Genomic DNA, 13,480 nt, shown 5'->3' with positions numbered 1-13,480 from the left:
CGCGGTGAACACTTAACCCCGTCGAAGCGAACCCGCCACGTCATGCGGTTTCATGCCGCGAGCGAACTCGTCCGCCTCGACCGGACCGGCTCGCCAAGGACGGAGCTTCACGGTTCCGAGACGCACTCCACGCTACGGAGGGGAAGCCACTCCGCTCGTCGGAACGGGACGGGCGCGCCAAAGAAACGGGGATCGACGGCTGACGGGACGGACTGGTTACTCCTCGTCGAGGTGTTCGATACCCTGTTTCGAGACGTTCGCCTTCGTGATGTCGTCGAGGTCGTTGAGCCAGAAGTCCTCGTCGGCCTCGTCGACCTCGGGAGCGCTCGCCTTCCACGCCCAGCCCTCGTACTCGTGGACCTTTTTCGTCCCCTTTTCACGGAGCCTGATCGTGGTTCGTTCCGCCTCCTCCTCGGAGGGAGCGGGCTCGAGGGTCCGGGCTGCTTTGAGTGCAGCCTGTCTCGGCATGTTTCCTGAGAACTCGCTCGGTTCCGACCCGTCCTCCTCCCGGAGGGCGAAGTTTCGCTTACCGTCTTCACGTACCATGGTTTTACCTCCATGTCAACTCAACACACAGCCTGTAATAAATATATCGGCGAAATGAAAACTGGGCGGCACGTTGTTTATAAGGGATCGCCACGGGGGACGACGGTTTCGGGCGGTAGCGGAGACCACACGAACGCGGGATCGGATGGAACGTAGAGGACGGGCGTAGAGAACGGGCACTCACCGAGGAACCGACGCGCCGACCGGACTCGACCCGAACGAGGGGACAGACGCCGGGTAGAGGTAAACAACACTTATATGTCTCCTGTGGCGAAGTGCGAGCCATACATCCGCGATGGTCCGCAAAAAGAAGCTCAGCCCCAGTGGCGCCAAAGACGACGACGGGGAGTACCACAACGTTCACGTGAACCTCCACGAGGACGAACTCGCCGTCGCCGGCATGGAGATCGGCGACGAGGTGTTCGTTCGCGTCCGCGACGGGAAGATCATCATCCAGAAGGCCGACTCCGACCCCGAACAACTCGAACACGACTTCTGAGGCCATCGCGGGTCGTCCCGTCCCCGTCCCTTACTCCGGCCGATCCCGCACGCGGTGGTGAGCCCCATCCGTCGACCCGGTTCGGGTCGGCGGATTGATACGGGTCCACGACGAGAACCGACCGATGGGCCTCTACGACCTCGTGAAGCCGGCGCTGTTCGCGCTGCCGGCCGAGACGGCACACACCGCGGGACACCGCGTCCTCCGTGGCGTACAGGACACGCCGGTGGAGTCGGCGCTCCGGGAACGGTACGTGGTGGAGAACGACCGACTGCGGGTCGACGCGTTCGACGTCTCGTTTCCGAACCCGGTCGGCGTGGCCGCCGGGTTCGACAAGAACGCCGAAGTGCCGCGGGCACTCGCCGCGCTCGGGTTCGGTCACGTCGAGGTGGGCGGGGTGACGGCCGAGGGACAGCCCGGGAACCCGCGACCGCGACTGTTCCGGCTCCGCGAGGACGACGCGTTGATCAACCGGATGGGGTTCAACAACGAGGGCGCGGACGTCGTCGGCGATCGCCTCGACCGGGAGCCGATGCCGGACGTGCCGGTCGGCATCAACATCGGGAAATCGAAGTCGACGCCGCTCGACGAGGCCCCCGACGACTACCTGTACACGTACGAGCGCGTCGCTGACGCGGGCGACTACTTCGTCGTCAACGTGTCGAGCCCCAACACGCCCGGACTACGGGAGCTCCAGAACCGCGAGGCGCTCGAGGGGATCCTGGGTACGCTCTCCGACGCCGGGGCGTCGCCCCTCCTGGTCAAGCTCTCGCCCGACCTCCCGCGGAACGCGATCGCGGAGGCGCTCGCCGTCGTCGACGACCTCGACCTCGACGGCGTGATCGCGACCAACACGACCGTCTCACGTCCCGACACGCTGGAGAGTCCGAACCGCGCGGAGCGGGGCGGACTGTCGGGGAAGCCGATCGAAGACCACTCGACGGAGCTGGTGCGGTTCGTCGCCGAACGGACCGACGTCCCGGTGGTGGGCGTCGGGGGCGTCTCCGACGCGGCGGGCGCGTACGAGAAGATCCGTGCCGGCGCGTCGGTGGTACAGTTGTACACCGCGCTCGTCTACGAGGGGCCGGGGATCGCCCGCTCGATCGGTCGGGGTCTGCTCGAGCTACTCGACCGCGACGGCTTCGAGACGGTCGAGGACGCGGTCGGCGCGGACCTCGAGTGAGAACGTCGATCGGAGAGCCCGCGACGAAGGGCGCTACGCTTCGATCGCGTTCCGGACGATGACGACGACGTCCTCGGTGTCGAGGAGTTCGCCCTCGCCGGCGTAGCGTCCGTCCTCCTCGATCGAGAACTCATCGGGCTCCAGGGTCACGCCCGCGACGTGGAGCTCGTCGCCGTCGATCTCGTAGTCGCCGTTCGCGATCGCGGCGTCGATGTCGCCGACGCGGTCGCCGTGTTTCGGTCCGACCGTGGCGTAATCGAGGTCGATCCCGGTGACCACCGTCTCGACGGGGGGCTCCGCGTCCGGGTGGACCTCGAGGTCGTCGACGTGCATGACCCCGGTGACGTCGTCCTCGAACCCGCGGATGTCGGCGTACACCTCGACCGCGTCGAGGTCGGCGTTGAGCGGGAGCTGCTTTTCGCTTTTGTATCGACGGAGCGCCCCCACGACCGCCATCGCGGCGCGACCGGCGTCGGCGTCGGCGTCGAGCCCGAGCGGTTCGGGCCAGTCGGCGAGGTGGATCGACTCGCCCGCGGCCGCGGTTTCGACGTCGGTGTCCGCCCCGTCCGCGTACATGTCCTGCCACAGCTCCTCCGTGACGTGCGCGAGGACGGGCGCGAACAGCTTCAGGAAGCGACGGTGGGCCGTCCGGAGCGTGTACGCCGCCGAGGCGTCGTCGCGCTGTTTGGCGATCTCGAGGTAGTTGTCACAGAACGTGTTCCAGAAGAAGCTGCGGAGCCCGTCGCGCGCCTTCGAGAACTCGCGGTCCTCCAGCTGTTCGGTGAGCGTCCCGACCTCCCGGTCGAGCTCGGCGAGCAGCCAGCGGTCGAGCTCGCGGAGCCCGTCGTCGGGTTCGACCGGGTACGGCTCCGGCGCGAGCGACTCGACCAGCTTCGAGGCGTTCCAGAGCTTCCGGATGAGCTTCTCGCCCGCACGAAGCCCCTTCTCCTGGTACGGGAGGTCGTCGCCGATCGCCGAGCCCGCCGCCCAGAAGCGGGCCGCGTCGACCGGATACTCCTCCAACACTGCGTCGGGGTCGACCACGTTCCCCTTCGATTTCGACATCTTCTCGCGGTTCTCGTCGAGCACCATCCCGTTGATCATCGTCGACTCGAACGGCACCTCGCCGGTGTGCTCGTAACACTTGATCACGGTGTGGAACAGCCAGAAGGAGATGATGTCGTGGCCCTGGGGGCGGACGTCCATCGGATAGATCTCCGGGCGCTCCATCGTGAACTCGCCGGCCTCCTCGTCGTAGTCCCAGCCGGCGTTGATGAGCGGGGTGAGAGAGGAGGTCGCCCACGTGTCGAGCACGTCCTCTTCGGGGACGAACTCGTCGCCCCCGCACTCCGGACAGGCGTCGACGGGGGGGTCGTCCGAGAGCGGGTCGACGGGGAGGTCGGCCCTCTCGGCGACGACCTCGTGGTCGCAGTCGGCACAGTACCACACCGGGAACGGGATCCCCGAGGAGCGCTGCCGCGAGATGAGCCAGTCCCACTGGAGCCCCTCGACCCAGTGTTTGTACCGGGTGAACATCTTCTCCGGGAACCACGCCATCTCGCGGCCGGCTGCCAGGTACTCCTCGCGTTTGTCGAGCACCTCGATGTACCACTGCTCGGTCACGAGGAACTCGACGCCCGTCCCACAGCGCTCGTGGACGTTGACCGTGTGAGTGATCTCCCACCGGTCGAGCAGCGCGCCGACCTCGTCGAGGTCCGAGACGATCGCCTCGCGTGCCTCCGCGGAGTGGAGCCCCTCGTACTCGCCGGCGACGTCGGTCATGTGCGCGGACTCGTCGATGGCGACCCGGAGGTCCAGGTCGTGTGCCTGGTACCACTCGATGTCGTTCTGATCGCCGAAGGTACAACACATCACGATCCCCGAGCCCGTCTCCATGTCGACGCGGTCGTCCGCGATGATCGGCACCTCGTGGCCGAACAGCGGGACCGCCGCCGTCCGCCCGACGAGCTCCCGGTTCTCCTCGTCGTCCGGGTGGACGAAGACCGCGACGCAGGCGGGAAGGAGTTCGGGTCGCGTGGTGGAGATGGTGAAGGCGTCGGGGACGTCGGCCGGGTTTCCGTCGTCGGCCGCGTCCCCGTCGTCGGCCGAATCCGAACCGGCGACGACCCCGAACTCGATGTCGTGGAAGTGTGAGTCGTGTTCGGCGTCCTCGGTCTCGACCTGCGAGATGGCGGTCTCACACTCGGGACACCAGATCGCCGGGGCCTCCTGGCGGTACTCGCGGCCCTTCTCGTAGAGGTCGATGAAGGAGAGTTGAGAGACGCGCTGGACCTCGGGCGAGATGGTGCGGTAGGTGTTGTTCCAGTCGATGGAGAGCCCGACGCCCTGCATCTTCTCGGTGAACTCCTCTTCGTACGCCAGACACACCTCCCGGCACTTCCGCTGGAACTCGCGGCGTTCGAAGTCCTGGTGGCGGACGTCGAGTTCGCGCTCGGTGAGCCGCTCGGAGGCGATCCCGTTGTCGTCGTACCCGAAGGGGTAGAACACCTCGCTGTCGTACATGCGGTGGAACCGGGCGACGACGTCCTGGAGGATGGAGCCGTACACGTGACCCCAGTGGAGGCTCCCGGAGACGGTCGGCGGGGGGGTGTCGATGGAGAACGCGGTGTTCGGATCGACGGGGTCGTCGGGGTACGCGTACGTCTCCTCGTCGACCCATCGCCGCTGCCAGTGCGGCTCGGCGGTGTCGGGGTCGTACTCTCCGCTGGGCATTATCGGGTGGGATTTCCCGCGGTTCCCTCTTAACGGCCTCGGTTACGCCGGAACCGCGGCGATCGACCGAATCTAAGTGCTAAGTGATCCGGCGCGCGCGAGCAACGCGCGCGAGGTCGTCGGCGCGTCGCGCCGACTGCTCGGAAATCTCCGATTTCCGGTGGAGTCGGCCGGCCGGAGCGACGCGGAGGACGGCCGACGAGGCTGGGGAGACGTGAGGTACGGGGCGGGGGTGGGACTCAAAGGGGCAGTCGGGAGGACGAAGACGCGCGACACAAGGACCGCAGGGAGTGAGCGACGCGAACGACTGAGGACCGCAGCGAGCGCATCGAGTCCTCGCGACTGGGGCTTTGGAACTGTTCACCGCGACAGCAACGACGTACACCCGAGCGACTGGGGCTTTGGAACTGTCCAATGCCGCGAAACCGACGTCCCGGTCAGGGCGCGACGCCGACGGTCAAGAGCGTCCCCCAGGTCCGGTAGCGGTCGACCATCTCCTCGCGGCTGTCCCAGCTATCGGTCGGGAACGCCGACTCCGGCGGGATCTCGGTTTCCCGGTCGGGGATCGCGTCCTGTTCGGCGACGTACAGTCCGGCCCCGCGGAACGCCTCCCGGTACGCCTCGCGACTCCACAGCGTCATCGGGACGGAGATGTGGTCTTGCCACGCGTGGGTCGTCTCGCTCTCGGCGAAGTAGTTGACCGCACAGTAGAACGTCCCGCCGGGACGGAGCACGCGCCGGACCTCCTCGAGGGTGGTGTGCGGGTCGCTCGCGTAGTAGAACGCCTCCATCGAGAAGACGTGGTCGACCGAGTCGTCGGCGAACGGGAGCGAATCGAAGTCGCCCACGAGAAAGTCGATCGCGTCGTCGTCGGTGTACCCCCGGGCGTTCCGGGCCATCCCCGGCGCGCCGTCGAGACCGTATCCGCGGCCGATCCCGCGCTCCCGAAGCGCCCGAAGCGCGTAGCCGGATCCGGTTCCCAGATCGAGGACGACGTCGCCTGCCTCCACGGGCATGCGCGCGAGGACGTGTTTCGCGGTGTGCCAGTGGCGGTCCTCCATCCCGCGGTCCTTGCCGACTGCCGCCCACTCGTCGAACTCCGCTCTGACGCTCATACCGGTCGGACGGTCGGCGAGGTGAAAACCGGATCGACGACGGTTCACGGGCGAAGTCACGCGAACGACGCGTTTTTGCCCCGAGGACGGGTGGTCGGGGTATGAAACGCCCGAACCTTCGTCGGCCGCGGTTCCGGGTCGCCGACTCGGCCCAGCAGATCGTCGGGGGGTTCCTCCTGGCAGGTCCGTTCGTCGTCACCGAGGAGGTGTGGGTGCTCGCGAGCGGGATGAACGGGATCCAGGCGGTCCTCACGGCCGTCATGGTCGCTGCGATCGGGTACGCGACCCTGTACCGGGCGGACACCGACCGTGACCCCGAAGCCGAACCGAAGGTCGTCGGGATCCCCGTCCGGTTCCTCTCGTTGATGACCGTCTCGTTCGGCTCGGTGGTCGTCCTGGCCGTCCTCTTCGACGCGCCCGACACGTTCCTCATCGAGCAGGGAGTAACGGGCACGGACTTGTGGGTGACGACGGCCAAGGCGGTCACCGTCGGCGCGGTCTTCAGCGTCGTCGGGGCCGCGACGGCCGACAGCGTGTTCTGATCCGGGGCCGGGGGCGCGGTCCCGCCCGGTTCCGACGGCGAGCAGTGACGGAACCCGGTCAGACGACGACGCTGACGACCGCGAACAGGATCAACACGCCCGTGATGTCACACACGTTCGTCACGATCGGGATCGTGGTGTCGTCGGGGTTGAGGCCGACCCGGTAGGAGGCCTCGACGGCGACGACGCTCGTGGTCACGACGACGACCGCGAGGAGCATCCCGGAGACGATCGAGACCGTGAGCACGCGGGCGAGCCCGAGCGTCCCGCCGAGCGCGACGCCGATGGTCCACGCCGCAAGGCCGACGAGCCCGAACACCGTCCCTGCGAGCGCGAATACCGCGATCACGTTGGCACGGACGTCCGGGTTCGAGAGCCGCGGCTCGTAGGTCCCGAGGTACAGCTGTGTGGTGAGCCGCGAACACATGATCGACGCGAGGTTCCCGGCCGTCCCGATCTGAACCGGAAGCAGAACGAGGAGCGCGGGGTACTGGAGGAGGGTCGCCTCGAAGCTCTCGAGGACGCTCCCCGAGACCAACTGGAGGACCGAGAGGCCCGCCAGAAGCGGGATCATGGTCCGGACGATGCGGCGGATCGACCACTCGTCGACGACCGGCTCGGTCGACGGCTTCCGAGTATCGGCAACGTCGGTGGTATCGGGACCGTCGGCAGGATCGGCCTCGGCGTCGCCCGTCGGCGCGTCATCACCGAGGAGGGCGGTCACGTGATCACCCCCACGGCGTAGATCCCGACGAGCAGGAAAAAGACGCCGAACACGTCACCGAGCGTCGTCACGACGGGACCGATCACGTTGTCGGGGTTGAATCCGCGCCGGTAGCCGACGAAGATGACGGTTATCAGTACCGAGAGCATCAGCACCGCCGAGAGGAAGCCGGCGACGAGCATGATGCCGACGAGTTCGAACAGGTTACCCTGACGGCCGAGGACGAACAGGGAGAGGTACGTGATCACGGCGATGAACACGGAGACCGTCATCCCGTTGAGGAAGGAGGCGACGATCGCGTTCGTGAGCCGCCGGTCGAGCTCGAACGTCGGCTCGATGAGCCCCTGGTGGAGCCCGGTCGAGAGCCGCGCCCCGAGCGAGCCGTAGACGCCGCCGCGCGTCGCGAGGAACGCCGGGAGGAGGAGTAAGATCCCGGGCACGCTCGCGATGCCGGACCGCATCGTCTCGGATCCGAGGATCGTGCCCGCGAACAGCCCCGCGACGAGGCTGACGAGAACGACGGGAAGCGCCTGTCGATAGACGTCCCGCGCGCTTTCGTGACCGTCCATGCGAGCGTACCGACGAGGGGGCCGGTGAAAAGCCGTCCGGCGGCGGAACCGCCCGACGGCTGAATCGTCCGGCGGCGGAACCGTCCGACTGCTCCGTCGTCCCGTCAAGGGGTTCCGTCGCCGGGCCCCGCACCGTTAAGTCGGTCGGGCCGATTCCCCGTGTATGGACTACGCGCTCGCCGTCGAGAACGGACCCGAAACTATCCCGGGGGGAACGGGGCTTCTGCTCGTCCACCCGAGCATCGGCGAGACCGACCGGATCGACACGGATTTCCTGAAGACCGACACCGACGCGTTCCTCGTCGTCTCGACGCGGACGACCGCGCGCGAGGTCGAACAGAAACTCGAGTACTACGACGTCGACGAGGGGAAGGCGACGATCCTCGACACGCTCTCGGTCGAGCGGGGCTACTCTCGACGTTCCTCGGACGACGTCTACTACGTCTCGGCCCCCGACGACCTCGACGGCGTGGTCGACCGCGTCGAGCGGTTCTTAAACGAGACGGAGGGGAAACGCCGCGTCTCAGTCGACTCGCTCACCGAGATGGCGTACTACGCGGACGACGACGCCGTCTACGAGGCCGCCGTGGAGATCCTCGACCTGCTGAAAGAACACGACGCGGTCGGCCTGTTCCACCTCTCCGAGGAGGTCCACGAGGTGGCGACGCTCGATCGCTTCCGGGCGCTCTTCGACGGGGTCATCACGCTCGACAGTGAGGGTACCGTCTCGGTCGAGTTCTGAGCTACTCGCGCAACGCCGAGAACGTCTTCTCCGTCCACTTCACCGCGTAGGGGGCACCTCGCTCGCGGTACACCGCGGTGTCCAGCGCGGCGAACGGCGCTGGGAGGTCGAGTCCGTGTCGAACCGCGGAGCAGGCGTACTCGGTCGCGCTCGGGAAGTCGGTCTCCCCGCGGGCGACCTCGCCGGCGAGGTCGCCGAGCCGTCCCTCCAGACGCTCGCCCGCGTCGACCCACGCGTCGTACAGCCGGGGGAACTCGCCCTCCCACGAGGCGAAGACGTCGCGGGTGTAGAGGCCGACCCACGCGTCGTACAGCGCGGTCGCGACTTGGAAGACGTCGGCGGCGTCGAACCGGAGTGTGGAGTCGTGAGGGGCCGGGGTCCGGATCGCCTCGTCGAGGTCGCGGTATCGCGGCCCGAAGAAGGGGAGGAACGTCTCGGGGAGCCGCCCGTCCGGTTCCGCGGACGAGGCGACCGCCCCCGCTGTCGGCTCGATCCCGACCTGGACCAGCCGGTCCGCGATCAGGAAGGCGAGGAAGTCCCCGGGCGTCCCCTCCGCGCGGCGCTTGAGGAGGACTGCCTGCGGGTCCGTCTGCGTCGTGCGAACGACGGTCCCCGCGCCGGGGAGCCCGACCGTGAACTGGGCGCCCGCGTATCGGCGAAGGGTCTCCGGGGCGTCCGACGGGAGCCAGCCTTCGGGGGCCGAGAACGGATCGAGGCGGTCGACGAACAGGCCGAGGTCCTCCGCGACCGCGGGCGGGAGCGTCTCGAACTCGGCGTCGACGTCGATGACCGGCGAGCCGGGCGCGTGACGGTCGCGAACCGCAGTCAGGTCGTCGTCGAGCGTCCGAGCCGAGAACATCACCCGGCCGTGCCGAAGACGTACGAGAGGATGATAAGCACCGCGAGTACGGCGGAGGCCCCGACCGTACCGAGGACGATCTTGGTGGATTTGCTCATGGAAGAAGTGTGGGTGCCGGCGTGTTAAATTCGTTCGGTCGCCGGCGGCGACGGCCGCGGACTTAACCGGCCGGCCGAGAGACGGCTGGTATGCGGATCCGTGACGCGCTCGAGTCGGACGCCGAGGCGCTCGCAGTCGAGACCGGTCGACCCGCGAGCGTGCTCGTGGACACGATACACGACCGGACGGTCAGGATCGCGACCGACGACGGGGACGCGGACTGCGGCGTCGACGCGCCCGCCACCCTCGACGGCTTCGTCGCGTTCGACGTCCGCGGTGGGACCGTTCACGTGACCGACCTCGCCGGAACGCCCCACGCCCTCGAACGGCTGATCGAGGAGCCCAAGCGGTTCGCGGAGCGCGAGGGGATGGCGGTCGAAGCGGTCGTCGTCGACGGCGAACGGCGGCGAGCCGACGCACTCGAGGACGCCGGGTTCGTGGCGGTGGGCCCGGGACCGCGATTCGACGGCGACGCGACCACGCGGTTTCGGCTCGAACGCGACGAGTGATCGACGTCGGCGGGGGGCGACGATCGGTGGGGGCGGCCGTCGACGGCAGGGGCGGTGACGACCGGCAGGAGCGGTGACGACCGGTAGCGATCGCGGTCAGCGTCGGTCACGACCCACGGGGGTCGCGACCGTCGTCGATCACAGCCGGTCGGCGAGATCCTCCGCGAAGTAGGTCACGATCAGGTCCGCGCCCGCGCGCTTGAGCGAGAGGAGCGACTCGTGGGCGGTCGCCTCCAGGTCGAGCCAGCCCTTCTCGGCGGCGGCGTGGAGCATGGCGTACTCCCCGGAGACGTTGTAGGCGGCGACCGGTCGGTCGAACTCCCGACGGAGGTCCGAGACGACGTCGAGGTACGGGAGCCCCGGTTTCACCATCAGGACGTCCGCGCCCTCCTCGGCGTCGATCCGGGCCTCGCGCAGCGCCTCCCGGCGGTTGGCGGGGTTCATCTGGTAGTGCCGACGGTCGCCGAAGGCGGGCGCGCCGTCCGCGGCGTCGCGGAACGGGCCGTAGAAGGCCGACTCGTACTTCGCTGCGTAGCTCATGAGCGCCACCTCCTCGTGGCCCGCGTCGTCGAGCGCGGAGCGGATCGCGCCCACCTGCCCGTCCGCCATCGCCGACGGCGCGACCATGTCCGCGCCGGCGTCGGCCTGTGAGACCGCGATCTCGGCGAGCAGTTCCAGCGTCTCGTCGTTCTTCACCGTCAGCGTCGGGTCGTGTTCGGCGCCCGCCTCGGTCACGCCGCAGTGGCCGTGGTCGGTGTACTCACACAGACAGACGTCGCCGACGACGTACGCGTCGGTCCCCTCCGTGATCCGTCGGGTCGCCCGTTGAACCACGCCGTCGTCGGCGTACGCGCGCGTCCCGTGGGAGTCCTTCGATTCCGGGATCCCGAAGAGGATCACCGCCTCGACGCCGGTCTCGCGGACCTCCTCGACGCGCGCGACCGCCTCCGCGACCGGAACGCGCTCGTGGCCCGGCATCGACTCGACGGGGACGCGCTCGTCGGTCGTCGCGTCGACGAAGACGGGCGCGACGAGGTCGGACGCCGACAGCGACGACTCGCCGACGAGCGGCCGGATCCCGTCGGTTCGGAGCCGGCGCGGCCGGTCGGTAGGGTACATACGAGTCGGTTGATCCCGGACCGCCTTTTAGCGTTCGTTCGCGCGCGGGCGAGGAGAATCGACGACGAGAACCGGGACGTGACGTCCCGCGGAGGTCTGACCGCGAAGTCACTCGCTCCCGGTCGATTCGACGTCGAGTCGCTCCGAGAGCGCCGCCAACCCCTCGTCGTCGGCCAGTTCCTCGACGCGTTCGCGGAAGTGGTCCGCACAGAGACCCACGACGACGCCGGCCTGTTCGGCCTCGTAGGCGGCCTCGCGGTCGCAGTAGTGACACCGCATATCGATCCCTCGGTCGTGCCGGGAGTTAACCCTGTTCCTCGGGCGAGTCGCCGGACCGTCAGCGGGGGTCAGGCAGTCGCTCGCGAACCGGCTCGAACGCGGCCGCGGTCAACCCGGCCGAACCGAGGGTCCGCCCGTGGGCGTCGCTCCCACCCGTGGCAAGCAGGTCGGCGGAGGAGACGAGTCGATCGATCCGGTCGGTGTCGACCCGACGATCGTACGGGTAGAACCGCTCGATCGCGTCGAGGTCACGAGCGATCTCGAGTACAGCGTCGACGTCGTCGTACCGGAACGGGTGGGCGAGTCCGACGAACGCACACGACTCCCGGAGGAGGTCGACGCCCCGGTCGAGGTCGGTCACCTCGCGGGCGACGTAACACGGGCCGTCGTCGCCGAGCAGTTCCTCGAACGCGTCCGCGTAGTCGTACGGCGCGGGCGACGCCTCGATCGCGCGGGCGATGTGCGGGCGGCCGATCCCGGGACGGGGCTCTACCCCGAGGTCGACGCCGAGCCGGTCCTCGACGCATCGGAGGATCGCCGCGCCGCGCTCGCGGCGGTCCGCCTGGAGCCGGTCGACCTCGGCGTCGAGCGCCTCGGTGTGCTCGACGGCGTACCCGAGGAGGTCGACCCGTTCGAAGCCGGCGTCGACGCGGAGTTCGATCCCCCGAACGATCCGGACCCCGTCGCGTTCGACGACGGGCGCGTCGAGCCCGGGGTGGACGCGGTCGTGGTCGGTGACGGCGACCCAGTCGAGCCCGGCCTCGCGGGCAGTGGGCGAGACCTCGTCGACCGTCAACGTCCCGTCGGAAACGGTCGTGTGAACGTGGAGGTCGGCGACGAGCGCGGGGTCGGCGAGGTCGTCGGGGTCGGAGGGCCCCGAAGCGCGGCCGTCGAGGTCGGGACCGGTGTCGGCAGCGTCCATGCCCGCCGTTCCCGCCGGCCCCACTAAGGAACGACGGTGCCATCCGTGTGGTGTCATGACGCGTCCCGCACGCGGTATTATGTCGTATAAGGAGGTGGGATTCGATTAATGTCGATCATGGACAATCATTAAGAACCTCCGGCCACTCGGCGTAATCGATGCGCTTGAACGGCGTCGACGACCGGATCGAACGGCACCAGTTCCCGACCACCTCGGAAGAACTCATCGCTGTCCACGGGAACGCGACTGTAGAGCTCGCGGACGGCTCGGAGCGGATCGGGGACGTGCTCGAACGGTTCGGCGATCAGACGTTCGACACCCCCGACGAAGTCTTCGAGACGTTGCGAGCCGGCGTCTGCCACCGCGGCGTCGGCCGACGGTTCTACTCGGACCGCGACCCCACGACGGACGGCGAGAACGGACCACAGCCGGTCTCGTTCTGAGACCGCGGCAACGTTCTGTTTCGTTTTTTGAGACGCCGCACGGCGAGCTGTGGCATCACCGGCGAGCGGTCGAGCAACCAAGTGAAACATGCGTGAGAATTCACAAGAGTGTGACGCGGATAATCAAAAAGTCGGATTACGTGAAAACTGGTGGGGTTGAACCATGTTCGCTGCGTACCAGGTAGCGCGAGACTCGAAATATCGGGTCACAAACACTAGAGATGGAATATTCAGATACAGAGCAGCTCGTCGATCAGTTACTCGAATACCCGGTGACACAGACGGCCGTGATCGAACGGATCGGTACTATCGAAATAACGTCTCCTTCCGGCGACACCGTGACGATTCGAGAGATCTTAGACTCGGTCGAAGAGGAGAGATACCTGACTGCTGACGCGCTGTACACTGCGATCGTCGGCAACCTCGACGAGACGTTCATTGGACGCAAATATTACGACGATCGAGGAAGCACGACGGTCGGAACCGCGCCAGAGGATGAATCGGCGGTCTCATTCTGAAGAACGCTCCCGATCGTCCGGAACCGGACCGACTCCAACGGGAGTCACGAACGAAGTCGTTCGAACGACTGGCGGCCGG

Annotated in this window: 16 protein-coding genes; 7 read left to right on the top strand and 9 right to left on the bottom strand. The window is 67.8% G+C overall.

Annotation, left to right across the window (positions count from 1 at the left end; all coding sequences use genetic code 11):
* Window positions 1–216: 216 nt before the first annotated feature.
* The gene (locus DQW50_RS10975) at window positions 217–546 is read right to left on the bottom strand and encodes a non-histone chromosomal MC1 family protein (RefSeq protein ID WP_112079319.1); all 330 of its coding nucleotides are present in this window, start codon (window positions 544–546) and stop codon (window positions 217–219) included.
* 295 nt (window positions 547–841) lie between these two features.
* On the opposite strand from DQW50_RS10975, the gene DQW50_RS10970 reads away from it, so the two are divergent.
* Entirely contained in the window at window positions 842–1,045 is a 204-nt protein-coding gene (locus tag DQW50_RS10970; RefSeq protein ID WP_008001971.1) for an AbrB/MazE/SpoVT family DNA-binding domain-containing protein, read from the top strand.
* A gap of 124 nt (window positions 1,046–1,169) precedes the next feature.
* Window positions 1,170–2,228, top strand: a complete 1,059-nt coding sequence (locus DQW50_RS10965) for a quinone-dependent dihydroorotate dehydrogenase (RefSeq protein ID WP_112079318.1) — start codon at window positions 1,170–1,172, stop codon at window positions 2,226–2,228.
* Window positions 2,229–2,261: 33 nt separating this feature from the next.
* Here the strand turns inward: DQW50_RS10965 and DQW50_RS10960 are convergent, their stop codons facing one another.
* A complete protein-coding gene (locus DQW50_RS10960) occupies window positions 2,262–4,961 on the bottom strand; it encodes a valine--tRNA ligase (RefSeq protein ID WP_112079317.1) in 2,700 nt (899 codons plus the stop codon).
* A gap of 437 nt (window positions 4,962–5,398) precedes the next feature.
* Window positions 5,399–6,076 (bottom strand): class I SAM-dependent methyltransferase, encoded by a 678-nt coding sequence (locus DQW50_RS10955; protein WP_112079316.1) that lies wholly within the window; start codon window positions 6,074–6,076, stop codon window positions 5,399–5,401.
* A 101-nt stretch (window positions 6,077–6,177) separates the two neighbouring features.
* On the opposite strand from DQW50_RS10955, the gene DQW50_RS10950 reads away from it, so the two are divergent.
* Window positions 6,178–6,618, top strand: a complete 441-nt coding sequence (locus DQW50_RS10950; RefSeq protein WP_112079315.1) for a DUF2391 domain-containing protein — start codon at window positions 6,178–6,180, stop codon at window positions 6,616–6,618.
* A 58-nt stretch (window positions 6,619–6,676) separates the two neighbouring features.
* Here DQW50_RS10950 and DQW50_RS10945 read toward each other — a convergent pair whose 3' ends face one another.
* Window positions 6,677–7,192: a magnesium transporter gene (locus tag DQW50_RS10945; protein ID WP_112079326.1), complete on the bottom strand. Its 516-nt coding sequence runs from the start codon at window positions 7,190–7,192 to the stop codon at window positions 6,677–6,679.
* A 146-nt stretch (window positions 7,193–7,338) separates the two neighbouring features.
* On the bottom strand, window positions 7,339–7,911 hold the full coding sequence (locus DQW50_RS10940) for a magnesium transporter (RefSeq protein WP_112079314.1): 573 nt from the start codon (window positions 7,909–7,911) through the stop codon (window positions 7,339–7,341).
* A gap of 163 nt (window positions 7,912–8,074) precedes the next feature.
* Between DQW50_RS10940 and DQW50_RS10935 the strand changes: the two genes are divergently transcribed.
* The gene (locus tag DQW50_RS10935; RefSeq protein WP_112079313.1) at window positions 8,075–8,653 is read left to right on the top strand and encodes a hypothetical protein; all 579 of its coding nucleotides are present in this window, start codon (window positions 8,075–8,077) and stop codon (window positions 8,651–8,653) included.
* A gap of 1 nt (window position 8,654) precedes the next feature.
* Here DQW50_RS10935 and DQW50_RS10930 read toward each other — a convergent pair whose 3' ends face one another.
* On the bottom strand, window positions 8,655–9,512 hold the full coding sequence (locus tag DQW50_RS10930) for a hypothetical protein (protein WP_112079312.1): 858 nt from the start codon (window positions 9,510–9,512) through the stop codon (window positions 8,655–8,657).
* Window positions 9,513–9,700: 188 nt separating this feature from the next.
* Between DQW50_RS10930 and DQW50_RS10925 the strand changes: the two genes are divergently transcribed.
* Window positions 9,701–10,120: a hypothetical protein gene (locus tag DQW50_RS10925; protein ID WP_112079311.1), complete on the top strand. Its 420-nt coding sequence runs from the start codon at window positions 9,701–9,703 to the stop codon at window positions 10,118–10,120.
* A gap of 138 nt (window positions 10,121–10,258) precedes the next feature.
* Here the strand turns inward: DQW50_RS10925 and hemB are convergent, their stop codons facing one another.
* From hemB to DQW50_RS10915, 3 genes are all read right to left on the bottom strand, one after another.
* The gene (gene hemB / locus DQW50_RS10920; RefSeq protein ID WP_112079310.1) at window positions 10,259–11,239 is read right to left on the bottom strand and encodes a porphobilinogen synthase; all 981 of its coding nucleotides are present in this window, start codon (window positions 11,237–11,239) and stop codon (window positions 10,259–10,261) included.
* Between the two features lie 108 nt (window positions 11,240–11,347).
* A complete protein-coding gene (locus DQW50_RS18175) occupies window positions 11,348–11,518 on the bottom strand; it encodes a DUF6757 family protein (protein WP_198664659.1) in 171 nt (56 codons plus the stop codon).
* A 58-nt stretch (window positions 11,519–11,576) separates the two neighbouring features.
* Window positions 11,577–12,440 (bottom strand): PHP domain-containing protein, encoded by an 864-nt coding sequence (locus DQW50_RS10915; RefSeq protein ID WP_112079309.1) that lies wholly within the window; start codon window positions 12,438–12,440, stop codon window positions 11,577–11,579.
* Between the two features lie 158 nt (window positions 12,441–12,598).
* Between DQW50_RS10915 and DQW50_RS10910 the strand changes: the two genes are divergently transcribed.
* Both DQW50_RS10910 and DQW50_RS10905 read left to right on the top strand, forming a co-directional pair.
* Window positions 12,599–12,883: a DUF2795 domain-containing protein gene (locus tag DQW50_RS10910; protein WP_112079308.1), complete on the top strand. Its 285-nt coding sequence runs from the start codon at window positions 12,599–12,601 to the stop codon at window positions 12,881–12,883.
* 287 nt (window positions 12,884–13,170) lie between these two features.
* Complete coding sequence (locus tag DQW50_RS10905) at window positions 13,171–13,401, top strand: hypothetical protein (RefSeq protein ID WP_241964396.1); 231 nt, start codon at window positions 13,171–13,173, stop codon at window positions 13,399–13,401.
* Window positions 13,402–13,480 lie beyond the last annotated feature (79 nt).

Source organism: Halorubrum sp. 48-1-W (genome assembly GCF_003287355.1).
GTDB lineage: Archaea > Halobacteriota > Halobacteria > Halobacteriales > Haloferacaceae > Halorubrum.
Note: the sequence above shows the minus strand (reverse complement) of the source record. Positions and strands in the feature narration are given on the sequence as shown.

What these genes read in the sequence shown, in the direction of transcription:
- DQW50_RS10930 (WP_112079312.1), bottom strand. Translation starts at nt 9,512, where the DNA reads ATGTTCTCGGCTCGGACGCTCGACGACGACCTGACTGCGGTTCGCGAC.
- DQW50_RS10960 (WP_112079317.1), bottom strand. Translation starts at nt 4,961, where the DNA reads ATGCCCAGCGGAGAGTACGACCCCGACACCGCCGAGCCGCACTGGCAG.
- DQW50_RS10910 (WP_112079308.1), top strand. Translation starts at nt 12,599, where the DNA reads ATGCGCTTGAACGGCGTCGACGACCGGATCGAACGGCACCAGTTCCCG.
- DQW50_RS10975 (WP_112079319.1), bottom strand. Translation starts at nt 546, where the DNA reads ATGGTACGTGAAGACGGTAAGCGAAACTTCGCCCTCCGGGAGGAGGAC.
- DQW50_RS10935 (WP_112079313.1), top strand. Translation starts at nt 8,075, where the DNA reads ATGGACTACGCGCTCGCCGTCGAGAACGGACCCGAAACTATCCCGGGG.
- DQW50_RS10945 (WP_112079326.1), bottom strand. Translation starts at nt 7,192, where the DNA reads ATGATCCCGCTTCTGGCGGGCCTCTCGGTCCTCCAGTTGGTCTCGGGG.
- DQW50_RS10915 (WP_112079309.1), bottom strand. Translation starts at nt 12,440, where the DNA reads ATGGACGCTGCCGACACCGGTCCCGACCTCGACGGCCGCGCTTCGGGG.
- DQW50_RS10940 (WP_112079314.1), bottom strand. Translation starts at nt 7,911, where the DNA reads ATGGACGGTCACGAAAGCGCGCGGGACGTCTATCGACAGGCGCTTCCC.
- DQW50_RS10950 (WP_112079315.1), top strand. Translation starts at nt 6,178, where the DNA reads ATGAAACGCCCGAACCTTCGTCGGCCGCGGTTCCGGGTCGCCGACTCG.
- DQW50_RS10970 (WP_008001971.1), top strand. Translation starts at nt 842, where the DNA reads ATGGTCCGCAAAAAGAAGCTCAGCCCCAGTGGCGCCAAAGACGACGAC.
- DQW50_RS10955 (WP_112079316.1), bottom strand. Translation starts at nt 6,076, where the DNA reads ATGAGCGTCAGAGCGGAGTTCGACGAGTGGGCGGCAGTCGGCAAGGAC.
- DQW50_RS10925 (WP_112079311.1), top strand. Translation starts at nt 9,701, where the DNA reads ATGCGGATCCGTGACGCGCTCGAGTCGGACGCCGAGGCGCTCGCAGTC.
- hemB (WP_112079310.1), bottom strand. Translation starts at nt 11,239, where the DNA reads ATGTACCCTACCGACCGGCCGCGCCGGCTCCGAACCGACGGGATCCGG.
- DQW50_RS10965 (WP_112079318.1), top strand. Translation starts at nt 1,170, where the DNA reads ATGGGCCTCTACGACCTCGTGAAGCCGGCGCTGTTCGCGCTGCCGGCC.
- DQW50_RS18175 (WP_198664659.1), bottom strand. Translation starts at nt 11,518, where the DNA reads ATGCGGTGTCACTACTGCGACCGCGAGGCCGCCTACGAGGCCGAACAG.